The 20,889-nt window shown below is 43.8% G+C and carries 19 protein-coding genes; 6 read left to right on the forward strand and 13 right to left on the reverse strand.

Features of this window, described 5'->3' with window-relative positions; all coding sequences use genetic code 11:
* Positions 1 to 315 precede the first annotated feature (315 nt).
* The 3 genes from M2132_RS06410 to M2132_RS06420 all read left to right on the forward strand — a co-directional run bounded on the left by M2132_RS06410 (position 316) and on the right by M2132_RS06420 (position 3,071).
* Positions 316 to 2,220, forward strand: a complete 1,905-nt coding sequence (locus M2132_RS06410) for a hypothetical protein (RefSeq protein WP_280672434.1) — start codon at positions 316 to 318, stop codon at positions 2,218 to 2,220.
* 81 nt (positions 2,221 to 2,301) lie between these two features.
* Positions 2,302 to 2,673 carry a hypothetical protein gene (locus M2132_RS06415; protein WP_280672432.1) on the forward strand — a complete coding sequence of 124 codons (372 nt, stop codon included), beginning with the start codon at positions 2,302 to 2,304 and terminating at the stop codon, positions 2,671 to 2,673.
* A gap of 26 nt (positions 2,674 to 2,699) precedes the next feature.
* Positions 2,700 to 3,071, forward strand: a complete 372-nt coding sequence (locus M2132_RS06420; protein WP_280672430.1) for a hypothetical protein — start codon at positions 2,700 to 2,702, stop codon at positions 3,069 to 3,071.
* Between the two features lie 290 nt (positions 3,072 to 3,361).
* Here the strand turns inward: M2132_RS06420 and M2132_RS06425 are convergent, their stop codons facing one another.
* The gene (locus M2132_RS06425; protein WP_280672428.1) at positions 3,362 to 3,976 is read right to left on the reverse strand and encodes an OmpH family outer membrane protein; all 615 of its coding nucleotides are present in this window, start codon (positions 3,974 to 3,976) and stop codon (positions 3,362 to 3,364) included.
* Positions 3,977 to 4,195: 219 nt separating this feature from the next.
* On the opposite strand from M2132_RS06425, the gene M2132_RS06430 reads away from it, so the two are divergent.
* Positions 4,196 to 5,656 carry an aminoacyl-histidine dipeptidase gene (locus tag M2132_RS06430; protein WP_280672426.1) on the forward strand — a complete coding sequence of 487 codons (1,461 nt, stop codon included), beginning with the start codon at positions 4,196 to 4,198 and terminating at the stop codon, positions 5,654 to 5,656.
* A gap of 193 nt (positions 5,657 to 5,849) precedes the next feature.
* Here M2132_RS06430 and M2132_RS06435 read toward each other — a convergent pair whose 3' ends face one another.
* From M2132_RS06435 to M2132_RS06480, 10 genes are all read right to left on the reverse strand, one after another.
* The gene (locus M2132_RS06435) at positions 5,850 to 6,413 is read right to left on the reverse strand and encodes a Fe-S-containing hydro-lyase (RefSeq protein ID WP_348523150.1); all 564 of its coding nucleotides are present in this window, start codon (positions 6,411 to 6,413) and stop codon (positions 5,850 to 5,852) included.
* Between the two features lie 22 nt (positions 6,414 to 6,435).
* A complete protein-coding gene (locus M2132_RS06440) occupies positions 6,436 to 7,278 on the reverse strand; it encodes a fumarate hydratase (protein ID WP_280672512.1) in 843 nt (280 codons plus the stop codon).
* A gap of 14 nt (positions 7,279 to 7,292) precedes the next feature.
* On the reverse strand, positions 7,293 to 8,234 hold the full coding sequence (locus tag M2132_RS06445) for an alanine-tRNA synthetase second additional domain-containing protein (RefSeq protein ID WP_280672424.1): 942 nt from the start codon (positions 8,232 to 8,234) through the stop codon (positions 7,293 to 7,295).
* 30 nt (positions 8,235 to 8,264) lie between these two features.
* Positions 8,265 to 8,582, reverse strand: a complete 318-nt coding sequence (locus M2132_RS06450) for a DUF4387 domain-containing protein (RefSeq protein ID WP_280672422.1) — start codon at positions 8,580 to 8,582, stop codon at positions 8,265 to 8,267.
* A 12-nt stretch (positions 8,583 to 8,594) separates the two neighbouring features.
* Entirely contained in the window at positions 8,595 to 9,965 is a 1,371-nt protein-coding gene (locus M2132_RS06455) for an acyclic terpene utilization AtuA family protein (protein WP_280672420.1), read from the reverse strand.
* Between the two features lie 29 nt (positions 9,966 to 9,994).
* Positions 9,995 to 11,239 carry a methylaspartate ammonia-lyase gene (locus tag M2132_RS06460; protein WP_280672418.1) on the reverse strand — a complete coding sequence of 415 codons (1,245 nt, stop codon included), beginning with the start codon at positions 11,237 to 11,239 and terminating at the stop codon, positions 9,995 to 9,997.
* A gap of 32 nt (positions 11,240 to 11,271) precedes the next feature.
* Positions 11,272 to 12,738 carry a methylaspartate mutase subunit E gene (locus tag M2132_RS06465; RefSeq protein WP_280672416.1) on the reverse strand — a complete coding sequence of 489 codons (1,467 nt, stop codon included), beginning with the start codon at positions 12,736 to 12,738 and terminating at the stop codon, positions 11,272 to 11,274.
* 41 nt (positions 12,739 to 12,779) lie between these two features.
* Positions 12,780 to 14,159 carry a methylaspartate mutase accessory protein GlmL gene (gene glmL / locus M2132_RS06470; RefSeq protein WP_280672414.1) on the reverse strand — a complete coding sequence of 460 codons (1,380 nt, stop codon included), beginning with the start codon at positions 14,157 to 14,159 and terminating at the stop codon, positions 12,780 to 12,782.
* Between the two features lie 10 nt (positions 14,160 to 14,169).
* Positions 14,170 to 14,577, reverse strand: a complete 408-nt coding sequence (gene glmS, locus M2132_RS06475; protein ID WP_280672412.1) for a methylaspartate mutase subunit S — start codon at positions 14,575 to 14,577, stop codon at positions 14,170 to 14,172.
* A gap of 404 nt (positions 14,578 to 14,981) precedes the next feature.
* Complete coding sequence (locus tag M2132_RS06480) at positions 14,982 to 15,674, reverse strand: NrtR DNA-binding winged helix domain-containing protein (RefSeq protein WP_280672410.1); 693 nt, start codon at positions 15,672 to 15,674, stop codon at positions 14,982 to 14,984.
* 346 nt (positions 15,675 to 16,020) lie between these two features.
* Between M2132_RS06480 and M2132_RS06485 the strand changes: the two genes are divergently transcribed.
* Complete coding sequence (locus tag M2132_RS06485; RefSeq protein ID WP_280672408.1) at positions 16,021 to 16,863, forward strand: polymorphic toxin type 23 domain-containing protein; 843 nt, start codon at positions 16,021 to 16,023, stop codon at positions 16,861 to 16,863.
* A gap of 130 nt (positions 16,864 to 16,993) precedes the next feature.
* On the forward strand, positions 16,994 to 17,569 hold the full coding sequence (locus M2132_RS06490; protein WP_280672406.1) for a hypothetical protein: 576 nt from the start codon (positions 16,994 to 16,996) through the stop codon (positions 17,567 to 17,569).
* Here the strand turns inward: M2132_RS06490 and M2132_RS06495 are convergent.
* A complete protein-coding gene (locus M2132_RS06495) occupies positions 17,566 to 18,954 on the reverse strand; it encodes a glycosyltransferase (RefSeq protein ID WP_280672405.1) in 1,389 nt (462 codons plus the stop codon). The two genes, M2132_RS06490 and M2132_RS06495, sit on opposite strands and share 4 nt — an antisense overlap.
* Before the next feature lie 165 nt (positions 18,955 to 19,119).
* On the reverse strand, positions 19,120 to 20,400 hold the full coding sequence (gene glyA, locus M2132_RS06500) for a serine hydroxymethyltransferase (protein ID WP_280672403.1): 1,281 nt from the start codon (positions 20,398 to 20,400) through the stop codon (positions 19,120 to 19,122).
* Positions 20,401 to 20,889: the final 489 nt, after the last annotated feature.

Genomic DNA, 20,889 nt, shown 5'->3' on the forward strand with positions numbered 1-20,889 from the left:
AACATCGCCTTGCTACGCTTACGGTATATGTAAGGGAAAGGTCAAAAATAAAATCGTAGCCGGAAGCCAACAGTAAAATGTCGGGTTTTCGGCTTCTTTTTGTCATTGAGTCGCCCACACTCCTCGAACGTTGTTTCTGACCGTAGGGAGTAATCTCTTTTCTGACAGAAGAGATGTTTCACTATCGTTCAACATGACAAGGAAGTAACCTCTCCTGTTTTTTACTGCAAAGAGCTTTCATTGGCACTTGTGAAGTTCGTTTATTTTTTGTATATTAGAAAGAAACACAAACTTAATACTTAACACAAACTAATAATGAGAGAAGTATTTATAAACAAACAGCGGGTAGATGTTAATGAAAATAATGTGGAAGGATATATTTTTAGTTCTCCTATATTTCAGAATATAGAATCTATTCTCAGTAACCGAACAGCTAATTTTAAACTGCCCAAAACACAAAACAATATCAATATTATTAAGTTATCTGACACGCCTGATATTGTAAACGAATTTCCTGATGAATTTCACGAATATGAGGAATGGCGCGACGGCCTACTGTTTATCAAAGGACAATGCCGGCTGCTGAGTTGCACTAAAAAAGATATAACTCTATTTGTTGTATGGGGAGATATCAATAAGTTAGCCCCCATCCGCGAAATGAAATTGCGTGAATTGATTGATATTCATGCTTTAGATTGGAATTCAGAATCTAAATTTATGGATGTCTCAAGTGAATCTAAATATGGATTCCTCCGTGTTGATTTTGGACGTGGTTTTGACGATATGCAGTACATCCTTCCAAGCGTAAATGTATCTTTGATATTAGACCTCATAACAGAAAGTACGGGTGTGCACTTTGCGGCTGAAGAACGTTTTGTCAATGCTTTTAAAAGGCTATGGATTCCGCTGCTTGAAACAAATGCCAGCAAACGGCAATGTGAAGAGGCGCAGGCTAAATTTTTTCTTACCAAAACAGTATCCGGACTTGGTGACGAATACGTAATTGCTTATCCTCGAATGAATGGCAAAGGGTGGTTTGAAAATAAAATTATAGATGAAGCTGGCAATTTGCGTGTATGGTGGCAGGGTGAATATAAGATTCGCTACTACGGATACGTTTATACAAAAAAAGATCCTGGCAATAATAAACTCGCAATAGCCTCGTATGAAGGGGAGAATGTTCCTGATGAAAAGCTGGTTTCGGTTCATTTAAAAGATTTTATGCCCTGTGGTGATAGATGGAGAGCTGTAATAGACGATGAATTTATATATACTCAAGATGAACATAGGGTTGGCTTTGTTAATAATCCCGATTTGTATATTGCAACTCAGAACGGGAAAAAGGTGAGAAATTTGGATTACACGACAACGCTTGTCGATGGTGGATTGGCGGCCGATCCATTCAAGACTGATTATGTGTTTGTCAGTGGAGATTATTCGCTAAAACTGGACTCTATAACTTTTGGCATGCCTTACTATATAACGCCTAACCTTCCCGACATGAAGGTGATCGACTTTCTAAAGTCTATTATGTGGCAATTCGGCTTGTTTGCTCATTATGATAAAAAATCGGACAATACGATTCGTTTGGTTAGCATTGACGATATTTACAACTATAAATCACAAGCTTTCGATTGGACAAACAAAATTGCCGACGGTGACGATGAACTGACCTTTCAATACTCTAATTTTGCCCAAAAGAATTACTTTAAATATTCTGCTGACGATAATGTGCGTACAAATGCCGATTCTGTGCTTGAAGTAAATAGCCGAGTACTCGAAAAAGAAAAAAACCTTATCACTTTGCCATATTCGCCTACCGACAACGTTACCGACGATAAAGACAACACCTATGTCAAGATAAACCTTTTTGACGAAGACGGCAATACGAACAACATTAAAACAAGAATAGTGAGAGAATGGAAATATAATGTTTCCGATAATGAAGATAATCCAATACCTCAAAAATCAGGTATCTTTCATCCGGAACAGATGTTCTCTTACATACTGCCCGAATATTATAGTGGATACCATACAGTGATTCAGCGCATACGGGCAGTGATGAGGTACGTTTATCTCGACTCGTACGACCTCGCCATTTTCGACCCCGCAATACCCATATTTATTGACGGAGCTTATTACATGCCCATCAATGTTACTGTAATGCAAAATGGGCTGACAAGACTCATGGCTCTGAAAATGCACTATAAAAAGCCTTAAGGAAAGGGGAGAGTTTTTTGAACTCTCCTCTTTTTGGTGTTAAAATATTTTGTAGATTTGCAAGAATTAATATTACATATTATGAAAAAACTATTGACTTTACTTTTGCTTGCCTGCATGTTTGCAGCATGCAGCGATGATGATAAAGAGCCGGAACCCGATTATATTGATCCCCGCCTTATAGAAGGTTCCTGGAGATGGGTTAACGAGGTATATACAGATATTAAGACTTTCGGATGGTACGATTCTGTTCGTAAATTGGGTATTTGTGAGACTATTTCATACGACACATATACTGGTAGCCAATTTGGTAATAGGCAAACGGCATATTATCGGCTAACAGCAACCCGCATATTGTACAATGACTTTAAAGTAGGCAATGAATATTATCTGGATGCTGATACTTTAGCCATAAAAAATGGTGAAAGTTACATTAAATATATAAGAATGTAGTTTTGTTATGGCTAAGCTTACATATTATGAAAAAACTATTGACTTTACTTTTGCTTGCTTGCATGTTTGCAGCATGTAGCGATGACGATAAAGAGGCGGAACCCGATTATATTAATGCGCGGCTTATAGAAGGCTCTTGGAGATGGGTTAACGGAGCAAACACTACCATAGAAACTTTCGGTTGGTATGATGCTGACAATATAAGAGGTCGATGCGAGACTGTTTCATACGACACATATACAGGCGGTCAGCTTGGTAATAGGCAAACTGCCACGTATAAGCTAACCACTACCCATATAATGTTTAACGGCTCTAAAGTAGGCAATGAATATTATCTGGATGCTGATACTTTAGCCATTAAGTATGGTGAAAACTATACTAAATATATAAGAATGTAGTTTTGTTATGGCTAAGCTTACATATTATGAAAAAACTATTGACTTTCCTGCGCCGAATAGGAGGATTACTTACTATCCTTTGATGTCCTTATTACCAAGAGTAGCTTCCTGTGGTGTCAGTACCATATGAGGGTAGTCTGGAGGGTGAGCAGGAGAGGGGCGATAAGTAAGGGAAAGCATAAAAAACAGAGGGTTGCATTCCTTTAACGGCTTGTAACCCCCTGTCTAAAATTTACCAACTTATCTGAAAAAACATTGCTGTGTCTGAAAACGTACAGCAATTTTAAATCTTATTTTTTGTCGGCCTGATTGTAACGGCTGTTCAGTAGTGTAAGCACGGCTTCGGTTATATCATATTTGTCTTTCGCAAAAAGGATATTGTCTAAGCCCGCGTTGCTGAATATCATCTGATAGTTTGCCGAAAGGTTGTATTCTTTTATGCATATGCGTACAGAATCGGCAAGCTGCGAATTTACTTTGTGCTGCTCCATAGAAAATTCTTGTTCCATGCGCGCCATTGTTTGTTCCAGATCCATTCCTATTTTCTGGATACGCTCGGCTTCGGCCTGGGCTCTTTCGGGCGATAGGAAAGCGTTGTTCTGGTATTTTGTATTAAAATCTTGCTGTTCGGCAATGAAGTTCTTTCTCTTTTGGTTCAAAGAGGCTCTTGTTGATTCAAACTTGCGCATCAAAACATCGTTGGCATCCTTTGCGTAGTTATACTTCACAAGCAGCGTGTCTATGTTGACGTAGGCTATTGGCAGTGTGGCGGCTGAATCCCCTTTCTCGAATTTTAGGCTAGGACCCGTAGCCGAGTTGTTTTTCCCTGAAGTGAAAAATAAAATAAACAACACTATCACAGCAACTGCAAGAACGGTATTAACTATGTAAAGAATATTCTTCATTAAGATTTTATTTTAGTATAACTTCCTTATTTAAAACCTGACAAAGATAAGGCATTATGTTATAATAAAAGGATATCATCATATTTAAAAGATGTGAAAATACTTTGCAGTATCCCTTTCTTAGTTGTATTTTTATAGGAATATTGCCTTCTGAAAAACATATCGAAAAATATAGGATGGCTGCGAGCGTATAAATTCTAACTTAAAAACTTATAATACATGACAATTAAAGACCTGAAACCCGAAATTGTGTGGAAATACTTCCATGAGATAACACAAGTGCCAAGACCTTCGAAAAAAGAAGGGAAAATAATCGAGTATCTGCTTGAATTTGCCAAAAAGAATAATCTGAATGCAGTGAAAGACGATGCAGGCAATGTATTGATTACAAAACCTGCCACCAAAGGGTACGAAAATCTGCCTGTGGTTATCTTACAATCGCATATAGATATGGTGTGCGAAAAAAATAACGATACGGTTCACGATTTCGAAAACGACCCTATCCAAACTTATGTTGACGGCGACTGGTTGAAAGCCAAAGGAACTACACTCGGTGCTGACAACGGGTTGGGTATGGCTGCCGAGTTGGCTGTCCTTGCTTCGGACGATATTGAGCATGGACCTATCGAGTGCTTGTTCACGATAGACGAAGAAACCGGCCTTACAGGTGCTTATGCTTTGGGTAAAGACTTCTTGAAAGGTAAAATACTAATCAACCTCGATACCGAAGAAGAAGGCGAACTTTATATAGGTTGCGCAGGAGGTAAGGGTACAACCGTTACTTTCAACTATAAGGAAGACCAAACTCCGATGAACTATTATTGGTTCAACATTCAGGTGAAAGGCTTGAACGGTGGGCACTCCGGTAGCGAAATTCACAAGGGATTGGGCAATGCCAATAAAATACTGAACCGCTATCTGTGGGCCTTGATGCGCAAAACAGATATGCGTTTGGCTACGATAGACGGTGGTAACCTGCACAACGCTATCGCACGCGAGGCTTCGGCCGTAGCCGGCGTTCCTGTGGGCGACAAAGAAATGGTGGCACAATGGGCAAATGTTTTTGCGGCGGATATCGAAGGCGAATACCGTGGTGTGGAGCCAAACGTGAAGATACACGTTGAAACAGCTACCGAACCATCGTTTGTGATTGACGAAGATACAACCCACAACCTGCTGAATGCTATATGCGCTTGTCCTCACGGTGTTATGGCTATGAGCAACGATATTCCCGGATTGGTGGAAGCTTCGACCAACCTTGCGTCGGTTAAGATGAAAGATAACAACCGTATTGTTATCGGTACAAGCCAACGCAGCTCTACCGAGTCGCTCAAAAATAGTGTGGCTAATATGATAACAGCCGTGTTTACTCTGGCAAAAGCAAAAGTTGAGCAAAGCGAGGGATACCCCGGATGGAAACCAAACCCGAATTCCGCTATCCTCGATGTGGCTAAGGCCTCTTACAAACGATTGTATAATGCTGAACCTAAGGTAATGGCTATCCACGCAGGATTGGAATGTGGCTTGTTCCTCGAAAAATATCCTTATCTGGATATGGTTTCGTGTGGGCCAACTATCACTGACGCTCACTCTCCTGCCGAGCAAGTAAACATACCTTCGGTGGCTAAATGGTGGCCTTTCTTGTTGGATGTACTGAAAAATATTCCGGCAGAAAAATAAAATATTCCGGTGACACTAAAATAGAAAGGGGCTGTCCCAAAAGTCGGACAAGCCCCTTTTTCTATGCTTTTTCTTCGGGTCTGTATCTGAGACCGTTTTCAAATATTCAATTCTCAGAGAGATAAAAATACTTTTGGGACAGCCTCTTTTGTTCTTTATGGGTGTATCCCCCGTCTTGTGCGGAGAGGATAGATTATGCTTTTTGGGTTGCAAATTCTTTGCGCCCTTCTTCGTACATATTATTCCCGTGGCAGTCTATGGCCACGATAACGGGCAGATTCTTAACTGTAAGACGGCGCACGGCTTCCGTGCCAAGTTCGTCGTAAGCAATAACTTCGGCAGTCTGCACGCTTTTGCCCATCAGGGCGGCAGCACCACCAATGGCAGCAAAATATACGCCCGAATATTTAACAATGGCATCAATCACTTCTTTGCTGCGCAATCCTTTGCCAATCATTACTTTCAAGCCTTGCTCCATGAGTTTTGGCGAATATAAGTCCATGCGTCCGCTGGTTGTAGGGCCAACCGACCCGATGGGTGTTCCCGGTTTGGGCGGACATGGGCCTGCGTAATAAATGGCCGCTCCGTGAAAGTCGAAAGGCATGGCTTTGCCTTCGTCCAGATATTCGCACATACGTTTGTGGGCTGCGTCGCGGGCGGTATATACAGTACCCGATATATAAACCATATCGCCTGCTTTGAGGCTTTTTATTACCTCGTCGGTGAATGGGGTTGTTATTTCGATTCTTTTATCCATATCTTTTATTGCTCTTTTCGTTTTATAAATCTCCTTCGGCGTGGCGTGTTGCGTGGCAGCCTATATTTACCGAAACAGGCAGCCCGGCTATGTGCGTGGCATTGGTCAGGATGCTTACGCTCAGGGCTGTGGTTGTTCCCCCGAATCCCGCAGGGCCTATACCCAAGGCGTTGATCGAGTCCAGAAGTTCAGCTTCGAGTTCGGCAAGGTCGGGGCGGCTGTTTTTTTCGTTAACGGGGCGTAGCAATGCTTTCTTGCTGAGGTAGGCAGCCCGTTCCATTGTTCCGCCTATACCTATGCCCACAATGATGGGTGGACATGGGTTTGCTCCGGCTTCCGATATGGTGTTTATCACAAAGTCTTTTATGCCTGGCAATCCTTGGCTTGGTTTGAGCATAATGAGGCGGCTCATGTTTTCGCTACCAAATCCTTTTGGGGCAACCGTAATATGGAACTTATCGCCCGGAACCAGCTCGTAGTGAATAATGGCCGGAGTGTTGTCTTTGGTGTTTACCCTGTCGAGAGGGTCTTTCACAACCGATTTGCGCAGATAGCCTTTTTCGTATCCCCGGCGCACGCCTTCGTTGATGGCGTCTTCAAGAAAACCGCCTTCAATATGGACGTCTTGCCCCATGGTAACAAAAACAACGGTCATACCCGTATCCTGACAGATAGGGTCTGTGCCACGGCGGGCGATATCGGCATTTTCTACAAGGGTGTTAAGAATGCTTTTTCCTAAAACCGATTTTTCTTTCTTGCCGCAATCTTTCAGGCAGGTGTAAATATCGTCGGTCAGATTGCAATTGGCTTCGATACAAAGTTTCTCTACAAGGTCGGTAACTTTGTCGGTATTTATTTGTCTCATCATTTCTGGTTTGCTCAAAACTCTCTTTTCAGAAAGTGAATAGTGTTTAAGTTGTTGATAGGTGTATCGCAATTGTCGCTCAGCAAGCCTACCAAGCAATACATGTTGGCTTTGGGGTCGTAGACGAACCTCTTGATGAAGGTGAAATGCTCTACCTGCGATGTATTTGTGATATGCAGGCGTGGGCCGTTGCAGTTCACAATCCTGTCTCCTATTTTTATATGGTCTTCGTCGTAATAGCTTACGGGCAGGTGTTTGTTTATCTTTTCCCAAACCCTCCGCGACAGGCGTTCGAAGTCGATATCTATTTCTTTAAAAAACTTCAGAACGAAACCATTGCGCATATCGGAGCTGAAGTACATGCTGTCGTCAACACCAAACTCGGTGGTTAGTATCAGTATGGTAATGTCTTCGATGGTATGCGCCATCTTCCGGTACCAGAGCGATTCGTGCACAATTTCGTAAATACTTTGCGGTAGCGGGCCAAAAATGCTGGGGCGGGTAACGATTATTTCTTCGCCTATCCCCACAATCATATCGGCGTTGCGCTCCAAGGCCGGGAAAAGCAGATTGAAATGCTCCACAATCACCCTGCGTTTACGTTCCAGAGCGTTGTTCACAAAATCAACAATTTCGTGCATCTGCGTGAAGGCTGTCTGGAAGCGCATGTCTATATGATAGGTGGTTGCTTCGTGGACGTCTTCGAAGAGGTCGCGCACTTGCATTATTTTTCGCGGATTGAGCGTATCGTCGTCGTTAGAGAGTTCAAGACCGGGAAACATCCCTTTTATAAGGGATGATTTTCCTGATCCTGCATCTCCTACAATACCGATAAGCCTGTCGTTGAAAGTCAGATGTCGTTGCGAAATCTGTTCTCCCAAATACAATAAACGCTCCCTGCCACGCGGGGCAAAGTATTGCGAAAAAACCGAATATTCTTGTATCGGGTTACGCATAGTTTAAGGTGATACGTAAAACGGTATATATCACAAGCTGAACTTATAGTTCATTAGCGGCGAATGCTGCTGCGCGCCATATACATCGGTTTCGCCCAAAGCTCCCGATGGGATAGGGCGGACGATGGTCACTTTTACGGCTTTGGCGGGGTCGAAGTACACCAATGCGATGACGTCCGACTCCTTGATGTTATACAACCGGGCAAACTCCTTTTCGTTGATTGCCTTAGCGGCTTTTACCTTATTATACATATCGAAGTCTTTAAAAATGACGTCGAACGTAAGTTCGTAAGGTCCAGCATTTTTGCTGCGTATAACAGATGCTATATCTTTTAAGTTATATTCCATGACTTCGTGTTTTTATTTACCGTTAGTAAATTGCCTGTATATTATCGGGAAGTGTTCCGTCGGACTTTCTACCTTCATCAGATGATAAACGCTGAACTCGAACACTTCGCCCACTTTACAGTCGGACGGAGAGAACGGGAAAGCAAGGTTTCCGGCAGTAGAAATACGTCCTTCGTAACCAAAGTGCAACATGGTGCTGCGTGCGAAACCGCAAATGGTGTCGGCTTGGTCTTGGGTTGCGGCAACAGCCTCGATAATGACGCACAACTCGTGAGCCACACGGGTTTCCGAACCGGGGAATAAGCCCATCACTCCGTTTTTGCCATAAATCTTGAAATCGAGGAAGAAATCTTTTATCCCGTAGCTTTCAAAATTGTTGACAACACGCTCGCGAACGCTTTTTACCACATCGTCTATCTTTTCTATCATGATAGGGTCTTTCAGGGCAGCTACCGAAATAGTGCGGTAACCTACACTGCGAACGCCTTCAAGCTTTACAAAATATTCGTCGGTGGGCACAAAGCGGCTACCAGTAACCCGCACCTTATTGTCGTCTATTTGTGTGAACTCGCAGTTGTGCAAGTCGATAGCGCCACCGGGACCCGGTAGTATGTAAGGGTTGGTTTTCTCGTAAAGCGTATGCGCGGCAACCGAAAGGGTTGTACATTTACGTATAGGCGATAGAGGTTCGAGCACGAAGCCGTCTTTTTGCAGGTATCCGAACATACAATCGCTACCGCTACCCGGAAGGGCTGCGATAGATGCACATTCAAGAATTTTACCCAAGTGGATGGCAAGACCTTTGTCAAAACCTTCCTTGATGGCAAGGGCTGCGAACACCGAAGGGTCGTACGAACGGCCAGCAAGTATCACCTGCGCGCCTTCGTCAAGAGCCTTTATGTATGGCTCTTCGCCAATCTGGGCAACTATGCGCACGGCTTCGTCAACGTCTTTTTCGGTGATTTGCTTTGCAGGGTGCAACGGCTCAATTTCGCCTTTTGCCAATTTTTGTTTTATCAGGGTTTTATCTAACTCCGAATGTATAACGGCAAATTTGAAGCTCAGGCTGCTTTCCTGTACTATCTCTTCTATAATCTTAACAACAAACTCAACGTGAGGATGCCCTCCGCATCCGCCGCCTGTACCTATTATGACAGGTATTCCGGCTTCGATGGCTGCGGGAATCATTATGCCCAAATCACGTTTCACGGAGTTGTAATCGGTAAACGATTTTCCTGCTCCCAAATAATAAGGACCGGGGTCGGTCGAACCGGCATCTACGGCTATTACGTGAGGTTTTCTCTTCATACCTTCTACAAACGACTCCATCGGGAATCCGTAGCCAAGTATGGCCGTAGGAGAAAGAATTCTGATTTCTTCCATATTATTTTTTATCTTTAAGTTGGTTGTTTTTATAATTTGTCTTTTAGTGCCAATACACGTTGCATTTCGTTGAAAACAAGCATATAGCCTTCGTCAACACCCATACCCGGTTTGGCAAGGTATTGTATAGGTTGGGTTGCCATGGCGATGTGCGCGCATACTTCGGTCGAACGGTTTGTTTCGTTGCAAGTACCACCCAGATAAGCACCCATACCATTTTCTTTGCAGTAGATAACCGCCTCGATAGAGTTGTTTATACCGCCCAAGTCGGGAGTTTTAATCTGAGCCATGTGTCCGGCTTTGCGTGTGGCAAAGTCTTTGATGTCTTCGAGGGTGTTGCACCATTCGTCGGCAACGATTTCGGCTTTCACACCTTTTTCTTCCATCAATCGGCGGATTTCGGCAAGCGCGTCTATCTGTGCTTCGCGTTCGCCCATATCAACAGGACCTTCCACTCTTAATTTGAATGGTTGGGCTGCCGCTTCGAGCGTACCGATGTAGTCGGCTATTTTAGCGAAATCGTTGTTGAATACCGGCCCGAGTGTACCGTAAACGTCGATATGGATGGTTGGGTTATAGCTTTCGTATGGTTTAAAGTCGAGGATGCGTTTTCTTAACCACTCAATATAGGCAAGAATTTTTTCGCCCTTCAAACCTACTTTTTCTTCCACATGGTTGAACAAAGCGTGAGGCAATACGTCCGCGCCTTTCATAATCATCTTATCGGCGTTCATATAGCGGTCGTCGCCCGATTGCGAGAAGATAGGTATGATAGAGTCCGAAATTTTTGTTCCGTACTCTTCGGCAATAACCTGCGCCATCAGTTTCGATTTGCTTTTGGCAACCGCGTCAAGACAAGCTTGGGTAACACCGTAGCGTATAGCCGTGTGATACACCTTGCCTGTTGCAGGGTTCACTCTCTTATCAACGATGTCGGCAAGCTCGCGGAAGCTGGTTATATCTTTGCCTTTGTACAAAGGAGCAATTTCTTTTTCGATGATAGGAATAAAGTCTTTCGCAAGGAACAAAGGGTCACGTCCGCCGGCTCCCGAATATTGCACGGCCGCGCAGTCGCCGTGGGCAACAGCTCCGTTTTCGAGGATGAACAGCACGGAGATAGACTCACCTGCCTGGCGTACGGCCGTGAAGCCTTCGGTCATGGGTTTGCCCAAATAAAAAGCTCCGTCGTTTTTTGCTCCTGCCTTTATTGCTTTCTGGTCGTCAAAGAAGAAACCTGTTTTCCCTTGAGCGCATACAACATCAATGATTTTCATGAGATATATGTTTTAATATTTTTGGTTGTTAATTAAATATGCATATGTTCGTTTGGACGCCCCACAAGGAAGCCCTTACCGATGGCATACACGTCGTCTATCACCATCTGGAAGGTAACCGGACGGTTTTCGTAGGCGGCGCGTTCTTCCAGTTTTTGACGGTGGAAGGCACGCAAATCGTCGGTGAGAGGGATATTACCCGGATCGAGCAGACGCACGGCTCCTGTATTGTCGCGAGCCGGCATAACTTTGCCCGCGTTAAATTTGCTTGGCGCAAACGGTATGTCTATAACTCCCGCCTCGAAGGCTGCAACTGTTCCCTTGGCATAGTCGCCCTTGCCAAGTTCTTCAATTTTGCGGAGCATACATTCCATTTCCTGCTCTATGATATCGCTTTCGGCAACAACGGCGGGTATGTCAACAAAGCTTTGGTCGCGCAACATGGATGTAAGCTGTTTTGTGGCTTTCAGTCCGGCTGCATTGGCCTCTTTTGTTGGAACGCCTATTGCCTCGTGCGGAGTTTTTACAATCACTTTTGTGGCTTTTGCCAAAACAGCGGCGGCAGCACCCCACGAAATTACGGCAAACGATTTAGATTCGTCTTGAGGGAAACCACCCATCCATTGATGGAATACGGTAGTTACACGTACATCGTTGAATCCGAACTTATCGAGATATTTCCGTGTCATGATGTTAAGCGAACGGATAGCCGCCACATCCTGAATAAGGTTTCCGCACTGTCCGTAACCTACAGTAAGGTCTTTTACGCCTTGCGTTGCAGCCAAAAGGGCTTCAAGAACGGCTACCGTGTTGGAAATACAAGGAGGTACAAGCGTTCCGGTCAGCGGGCCGAAAGGCTCACGGTTGATGGAAACACCGGCTTCTTCGTACAGACCGATAAGACGGTCGGTGTATTGCCAGTGGGCAATAGTGCTTTCGAGTGAATGATTTTTTGAGTAAGGAATGTTGTAAGATATACCACCGCCTTCGTACGAGGTGAAACCTCCGGCAATAGTGATTTCTGTCAACAAACGGGCGTCAGGAGTTCCGTGACGTACCTGTACTGGGCTTTTAACCGATGAGGTTACAACACGGCAGATATCCACACCGTAGTTCACGGCCGGAAAACCGTTCAGCATAGACCGTCCCGATTCTTTACTTTTTTGTATGCCGAGCTCAGCTTCGTTATACCTGTTCAAGCGGGTATAGCTGTCTATTGTACTTGGCAGGAGGTCTGCTCCGCCTTCGCTTTCAAGATATTGCAAGAGTTCGATGTGCTTGTCGTAAAGGGCTACCCCTGCTCTTGGCTGGATAAGGGTTACACCTTCTTGGGCGGCTTTTTCCATCTTGCGGCCGAAGTGTCTTTCTTCGGGAATACTTTTTTGGTATTTTACCGCTTCGTCAAAATCTACGCCTTTCCCTGTTGGCCATTGCTCCAGAATTTCTTTCCGTTCGGCAAAAAAATCATCGTTCGATAACTTAATGTTCTTTATTTCCATTTTTGTTTTTTAACCCTCCTTTGGTTAGGTTGTTGATTAAGCTATAATTGTTTTATTTCTTGTTTCATTAGTTTTAAGGCCAACTCAGGATTTTCGGCACTGAGCAGCCCCATGGACGCGATAATATATTTCTGGTCCAACAAATATGCCGGACTTTTTGGTTTCATATAGTTGAATTTCTGGATGTTGTATTGTGCGCCATCCAGTATGGCCGCAGGGTTGCTGCTGCTTATCATGGCTCCGCCGATGCCCAATACATATGGTACGGTGGTGAGGTCTTTGCCGGTTATGGAAAAAATCTCGCCCAATGGCGAGTATGTACTTTCCATGAATCCGCAGTGCCGTTCAACGGCTATCTCTACCGCGCAGTGAGCCAAAAGTTGTTCTATGCTGAACTCGGCCTCGGTGGTGGCAATGGTATCGGGGCAGGTCGCGCAGCGTTCCACCCAACGGGCGATGGCGCCGCTTTCTATCCCGTGCTTTTCCTCCAGTTCTTCGGTATCCAGTTCTTCAACCAGAGAGATAAGGCTGTATCGCATACCCAAATCGCCCTCTACGGTGCGTTTGCTGAAGGGTTCGGGCAGGCCTTTTTCCACAACGTTTTCGTGTGCCGGCTTGCCTTTTGCCATCGAGTACACATCGGTTGTGGCTCCACCCAAGTCTATGGCTATGAGTTCGCCCAAGCCTTCGGTCTTTTTTGTCCCTTTGCTCAACAGCTCGCAAGCGTCCATCACGGCCAACGGTGTGGGTATGATTTCGTTTGCAGCCATCTGCTGTGCGCCCGAAAGGCCTTTGGCTTCAATTATTTTCTTTATAAAAAGATTGGTGATGCTTTTCTTGGCAGGAGCTATATTCAGGTTGTTGAAAACGGGCATTACATTGTCGGTAATGACATAGTCTTTGCCCGAAGCCCGGAATATCTCCTCCAGCTCGTAAGCAGCGCATTTATTTCCGGCTGCAATAATCGAGAAATTGCGGTCTATGCTGCACAGTCGTTTAGCATTGGCCACAATTACATCTTTGTTTCCTCCGTCTGTTCCTCCGCAAAGAAGAATCAAGTCGGGATTGATATCGTATATTTCGGTTTGTTCTTTTGGCGATATTTCGAACGAATACGTCCTAACCACTTTTGCCCCCGCGCTCGATGCTGCCATCTTGGCCGCCTTTGCCGTCAGTTCGGGCACAAGGCCAAGGGCAACCATCTTGAGCCCGCCACCTGCACTGCTGCAACAAAGCATTTTGTCGTAGCTGAATGTGCCTATCTTCTTTTCCAGATTTTGCAGCGCTTGATTGAACCCGTTAACGATGTCAACGTCGATGGTTGTAAAAGCGCTGGCAGTGCCCAGAATAGTTTCTTGTTCGGCGTTTATAAGGGTCAGTTTAGTGAATGTACTGCCAAAATCAACCGTCAAGTAATTCATTTTGATTGCTTTAATCTAACAGTTCATGCAAATCGTGAATAGTTGTTTCGATAGTTGTTCCGGGTGGATATACACGGGTATAGCCCATCGCTTTGAACCGTTTTTCTACTTCGGCAAAATCTTGTTTACCAACCACAAGATTTCCGCCGGCCAACAAAGGAATATCTTTTAGCCCGGCTTCGTCGCATTTTTCTCTGAGGCCGTTGCAATCAATTTCGCCATGTCCATACAATGAAGACACAACGATAGCATCGGCGTTTGTTTCTAAGGCAGCGGCTATATATTCGTCTTGCGATACCATCACACCCAGATTTACGACATTGAACCCGGCATCTTCCAGTGCGTAAGCAAGAATCTTATTACCAACAGCATGTACATCGGCGCCTATTACACCCGTAACAATGGTTTTTCTTTCCATAAAAGTTTTTAAAATACTTTATAATTTACACAAGTTGGCACTGCCCTTCAAATCTGCATTCCTGAAACATCGCTTTGGGTCTGTTTGGAATATCCTTATCAGAACAATACTTAAACCGATACAAAAGTACAAATTTCTGAATAATGTGTTACTGATTTTAGGTATTTTACAGCAGAATATACGGAGAGTTTTTTACAAAAGCGAGGGCAGATGACTGTTTCTGAAATAAACCGGCGCGCGTTAAAATCGCAAATTTGTTTGCAACATAATAAAATGAAGCGAAGGTAAGGAGCAAAATCACACGGAAAAGCCTGAAATGATAACATGCAGGCTATACGGGTGAATCGGATATTTAACCAATTTTATGATTGCGGTATTTGTTTCGTATCTCTTTGAAGAGGTTTTTAGCGAAGAGAGAATATATGCTTTTTCTTCAGAAACCGTTGAAATTTGTCTTCGTTAAATTTATAGAGGAATGCTCCTTTTTTAGACCCGACACGATCTTTTTCGTCGAACTTATCGAGGATATTCATATCCAATATTTTTTTTCGGAAGTTTCTCTTGTCGAATGTCATCCGAAAGAGGGCTTCGTACAAGTTTTGTACTTGTGGCAAGGTGAATCTTTTGGGGAGCAGGCTGAAGGCGATAGGCTCGGCAGCAGCTTTTTTTTGCATGAAAGCTACCGTTTCCTTCAATATCTGGTCTTGGTCTATAATCAGATTTTTTGCACAGCTAAGTTCCACCCAACGGGTGTTGTGCATGGTTAATAGTTGTTGATCAAACTCTTGCATGTTTATAAGGGCGAAAAAAGCTACCGTCACAACCTGGTAGTCGCTTTGCAGGGTCTTATCATACACCTTGGCTTGACAGATATACGTGTTTTCAATGCCCGTATATTTTTGTACCAACTGAACCACCGTTTCGGTTAGTCCTTTGTTACTCATCAAAAAAACATTGGGCAAAGAGTCCATGTCTTTTAGTGTGTCAATGTCGCTTTTGGCAATTAATACAAATATTTTGCCGTTTTTGAATCCTAATATAACACAATCTGCAACAACGTAGAATCGTTCTTGTTTTTCGAGGGTTAGAGATCTCATGGAATTACATTGATTGTAAATCTTACACTTATTGTTTGCCTTACAATACGCGCGTGTGAAATTTACACTTATTACATTTCTTTAACTTTTCAAATATACGTTAAATTTGTTGTTCTTTGTCATAAAACAACAATGATATAAAAAATATCTATCTTTGCGGCTGTTTGTTAAGAATTGTATTAGCCTATAGTGAATTAAAAAAGAACTCTAACTATCAGAAATATAATATAAAATATCATCTTATCATACTGAGAGAAACGAAGTATCTTAGACTGATAAAAACTATAAATATTTTTTACATTGAATATAAGTTTTAAAAGCACTAATAGATAACAATACGCAAAGTATGGCATTGGGTAAGGAACATATAAATTGTTTTTCGCGAATATTTCGGAATTCTGTTTTGTCGCTTTGTCTTTTGGTGATGACTCCGAAAGCTTTTTCGCAGCATAAGCTCCGTTACGATAATGACCACGCTGCAACTATGGCTTTCGGCGCAGGTAAAAACCGTGACGGATTTGGCATATCGCTCTCTCTGGTAGCGATGTTTACAGCGGGTGCAGCCGACCGCAACGGCTTTAGGCTGGGGGCAGGCCTTACCCTGTGGCAAAGGGTTGGCAACTGGACTTTCTCGGCAGGAGCGGATGCCTATAAAGCAAAGCAGGACTTTGGCGTGGGGACATCGTTTGCCGGGCTAAATTACGACGATGGCCGATATGGCGCATCCTACTATCTGAACAAATATCATCAGGGCGATAAGCAGCTTTCGGGGCTTTTGGGCGTGCGTCTGGGCGACTTCAATATAAATTTTGAGGACGATATTCTGGCTTTCCCCTTCGCCGGATTCAAGATATATGACCGATACCGCACGGCTGCGCTCGAAGTACGGTACAAGGGTTTCCTTGCGGGAACAAATGTTTATACTACCGATATAGACGCGCGCACGGATGTTTCGCCGGATAATAGTCTGGGTGTTTATGCCAAGGGGCGGCAAGTGTCGAGCCCGGTGTATGTTGGTTACACCACCCGCGACCTTATTGTGCGCTATGGGTTTAACAGCCCCGTAGGGGGATTCCTTGGGCAGAACTTGTGGCATAGGGTGTTTTTCAATACTCCCGATTTCAGAACGGGCAGTTCGTCGAACCACTTTATACAAGCGGGTGTCGATAAGCCTTATACATTGTATTAGGTGATGAAATTTTTTTATTGTCGTATGTCATTGAGTCGTCCGAAGTGAAGAATCTCCTTTTGATGTACACGATATGCTTCCTGTTGGCAGCACGACAAAAACGTGCGAGCAATTTTTATATTAAACTTAAATGATGAAAAATATATCTGTTTGTTTGTTGTTTATAATCCTTTTTTCGGCATGCGCGTCTGGCCCCCGAAATTTCACCTGTTTGTATGATGGTAAAGATACAGGCTTAGAAAATCGTATAAATATAAACGGCTGTTATGTTTCGCCAATGGGGTGCGACTCTTCGTTCTTTTCGGTATATATGTTCTATCCCGATGGTTTATTTTGCATAGCTACCACGAGTTATGTGAGTGAAGATTTGATAGCTTGCTTTGCCGAGGGAGGAACATCATCCCTGTGCCGCTACCCTATTTGGGGAACTTACCGCTTGGCGGGCGATACCATAAAAACACAGGCAATACGTACCGATGGCGGAGGGTTTGTAGTTTTCAGAGACTATCGTATCCTTGACGGTGGTATTGTAAACATCAGCGATTATGTTCAGCCCCGATACTCGAATCTGGGTTATATGGCAAACTATCCTTCGTTTACCGATAATCCTTGCCCTAAAGTAGCCCGATTCTATCCTTTGGCTTCACGTCGGGATGCTACCGATTGCCCTTTCTTCAGGAAAAGCTGGTTTCGTACCCCAAATTAAAAGGAGATAAGTTTTTCTACTTGCTCTATAAGTATTTCGATATCAGAGTTATTCATATCCACACATGGCACACTCAAGGCTTTTGCAAAATGCATAGAGTCTGAACTGAAAGAAGAAGATGTAATCAGAAATTTACATTGCGCTATGAGATACACCTCGTCTTTTGGCGATAGTTTGTTAATGGCAGATACGGCCTTCGGGTATTTCTTTCTTATCGTTTCGTTTACAGCATCCCGTTCACTTTTAGTGCCAAGCCCCATGACAAGGATTTGTCTATTGTGTGGGTTTTGTTCCAGATAGTCAAGGATATAACTTTCTTTGTTTTCTGCTTGGCAAACCTCCAGTTCGCCCAAGTCTATCACTATGGTTTCCCGGTAAGGGTCTAATCCGCAGCGGTTGTATTGCTCAAGAATGTTGAGGTGCTTTATTTGCTGTATATTGAAGTCGGTATGGTGGGGAATGATGAAGTCGAAAGGAGCGAAAGTACATTCCTGTGCCTCCTTCGTTGCGCTGTCGGTTACCGGCTCCTCGGGTTTGTTGTAGCTTTCTTCTATAAACCGGAAGATGGCTTGCTTTTCGGCTTCGCTGCCGAGTTCCGAACCAAGTTTTTCTATCCCGTTCAGACATCTTATTTGCTGCTGTTTCAGCTTATGTTCGAGCAGCATATTCATTGCAAGGGTTACTTTCTGGTTGTAATGCCCATCGTGATAGATGTGATATACAATAACCGAATGCTTTATGTTCAGGAAGCGCACACCACCCAGTTTGCGCAGCCGCCAGTCTATGTCGTGGTCTTCGCCCACGCCTGCGTGGTCGTAATCTTCGTCAAAGCCGTTAATATCGAGCAGCAGTTGACGGGGTAGGGCATAGTTGCAGCCAAGTATCAGTTTGTAATTGTCGTTGCGTTCGCCTTCGGCGGGTAGGTACAAACCGCTTTCGGGAGTGAGGCTGTTGAGCATCAGGTATAGTATGTTTGTCCAGCCCAGTTTTTTGCGGCTTACTATCTTTTCCGAAAATTCTTTTTTCAGGGCGCACCGTTTGCCCATGCAAACCGTGTTTGGCGTAAGGTATTTGTGATAGTTGCGGAGCAAATGCCGGTGCGGAATGCAATCGCCGTCCAGAAAAACCAGATATTGGCCTTCTGCCACGAGCAGGGCTTTATTCAGTATCCGCGTTTTGCGGAAGCCCTTGTCCTCTTGGCTTACGTGTTTTATCGCGAAAGCATGCCTCTTGCGGGCGTTGTCTAAAAAGCTTATCGTTTCGGGCGCATCGTTGTCTTCTGCCACAACTACCTCGAAGTCTTTGTACGATTGTCTGTCCAAACCTTGCAGAATAAGGTCAAGATTGTCAAGCTTTTTATAAACGGATACGATTACAGATATCATGCTTTGTGTTGAACGATAAAATTCATAAACGGAAAAATCATGGCGTAAAGGTATAAGAACCTGTGCTAACTCACAACTTTATACAAAAAAACGCTGCCGCACAATGTTTAAATTGCACGGCAGTGTAGGGGTTATTTATTTGCTTATTGGTATTGTGTGTTTTCCTTACCAAGCAAACAAAGGATAATCTTTCATGATGCTGTTTACTTTTTCGTGAACAGCTTTGATTGTTGCTTCGTTTTCGTGGTTGGCAAGCACAGTGTCTATCATTTCCACTATTTGAGGCATCATATCTTCCTTCAAGCCACGAGTTGTGATGGCTGGTGTACCAAAACGAAGTCCCGAAGTAAGGAACGGGCTGCGGCTATCGAAAGGAACCATGTTTTTGTTTGTTGTGATATCGGCGGCAACAAGGGCTTTTTCGGCAGCTTTACCTGTCAGTTCGGGGAACTTCTGGCGAAGGTCAACCAATACAAGGTGGTTGTCTGTTCCGCCCGATATAACTTTGTAGCCTTTATCTAAGAATGCCTGAGCCATAACCGAAGCATTTTTCTTAACCTGAGTTTGGTAAACTTTGTACGATGGATCGAGAGCCTCACCAAAAGCAACAGCTTTTGCAGCGATTACATGCTCAAGCGGACCACCTTGCATTCCGGGGAATACAGCAGAATCCAAGATTGCAGACATCATTCTGATTTCGCCTTTTGGAGTTTTCTTTCCCCAAGGATTTTCGAAATCTTTGCCCAACAAAATAACACCACCACGAGGGCCGCGAAGCGTTTTGTGTGTAGTTGATGTCACGATGTGCGCATGAGGAAGCGGGTTGTTCAACAATCCGGCAGCAATCAATCCGGCAGGGTGAGCCATATCGACCATGAAAATAGCACCGATAGAATCGGCTATCTTGCGGATACGTGCGTAATCCCACTCGCGAGAATAAGCAGATGCTCCGGCAATTATAAGTTTTGGTTTTTCGGCTTTTGCCAAAGCTTCCATCTGGTCGTAGTCTACTGTTTCGGTGTCTTCTTTCACGTTGTATTCCAAAGCGTGGAACATCAATCCTGAGAAGTTTACAGGCGAACCGTGCGAAAGGTGTCCACCGTGCGAAAGGTTCAGACCCAAGAATTTGTCGCCAGCTTGCAAGCAAGCCAAAAATACCGCGGCATTAGCCTGCGCGCCCGAGTGAGGCTGAACGTTAGCCCATTCTGCGCCGAAAACTTCTTTCAAACGGTCTATTGCCAACTGTTCGCTAAGGTCAACTATTTCGCAACCACCATAATAGCGTTTGCCCGGATAACCTTCGGCATACTTGTTTGTTAAAACCGAACCCATTGCTTCCATTACTTGTGGGCTTACGAAGTTTTCGGAAGCGATTAGCTCTATACCTTTCAGCTGACGCTGATGCTCTCTTTCGATGATGTCGAAAATCGCTGTGTCTCTTTTCATAAAAAGTTAATATTTTAGACAAATAATTCTATATACAATAGTGTGCAAAATTACTATAATAATCCACTCTGCCAAGATTTATGCGTTATTTTTAAAAACAGGCTTCAGAGTTTGTTTTCTTTAAAGTTTGTCAACCGAAAGAAGGGGCTTGCCCTTTAAACGGTATCTGCCGCTAACAATTTGATATTGTACAACCCGTAGTGCATTTAGAAAATAAAAGCTAATTATTTGAGAAATAACATATATTCATTTCAGATTGTCATCCTGAGTGTAACGAAGGATCTTAAATAAAAAAACAGAGACTCTTCACTTTGTTCAGAAACAACGTTCGAGGAGCGTAGGCGACTCAAGGATTATGCCATAAAGTGTTTATAATAAGTAATTTCCTTTTTGTCATGTTGAACGATAGTGAAACATCTCTTCTATCAAAAAGGAGATTCTTCCCTACGGTCAGAAGGACAAATTTGACATAAATTCTCTAAATTCCCT

This window comes from Dysgonomonas sp. PH5-45, from assembly GCF_029893235.1.
In the GTDB taxonomy this organism is placed as follows: domain Bacteria; phylum Bacteroidota; class Bacteroidia; order Bacteroidales; family Dysgonomonadaceae; genus UBA1309.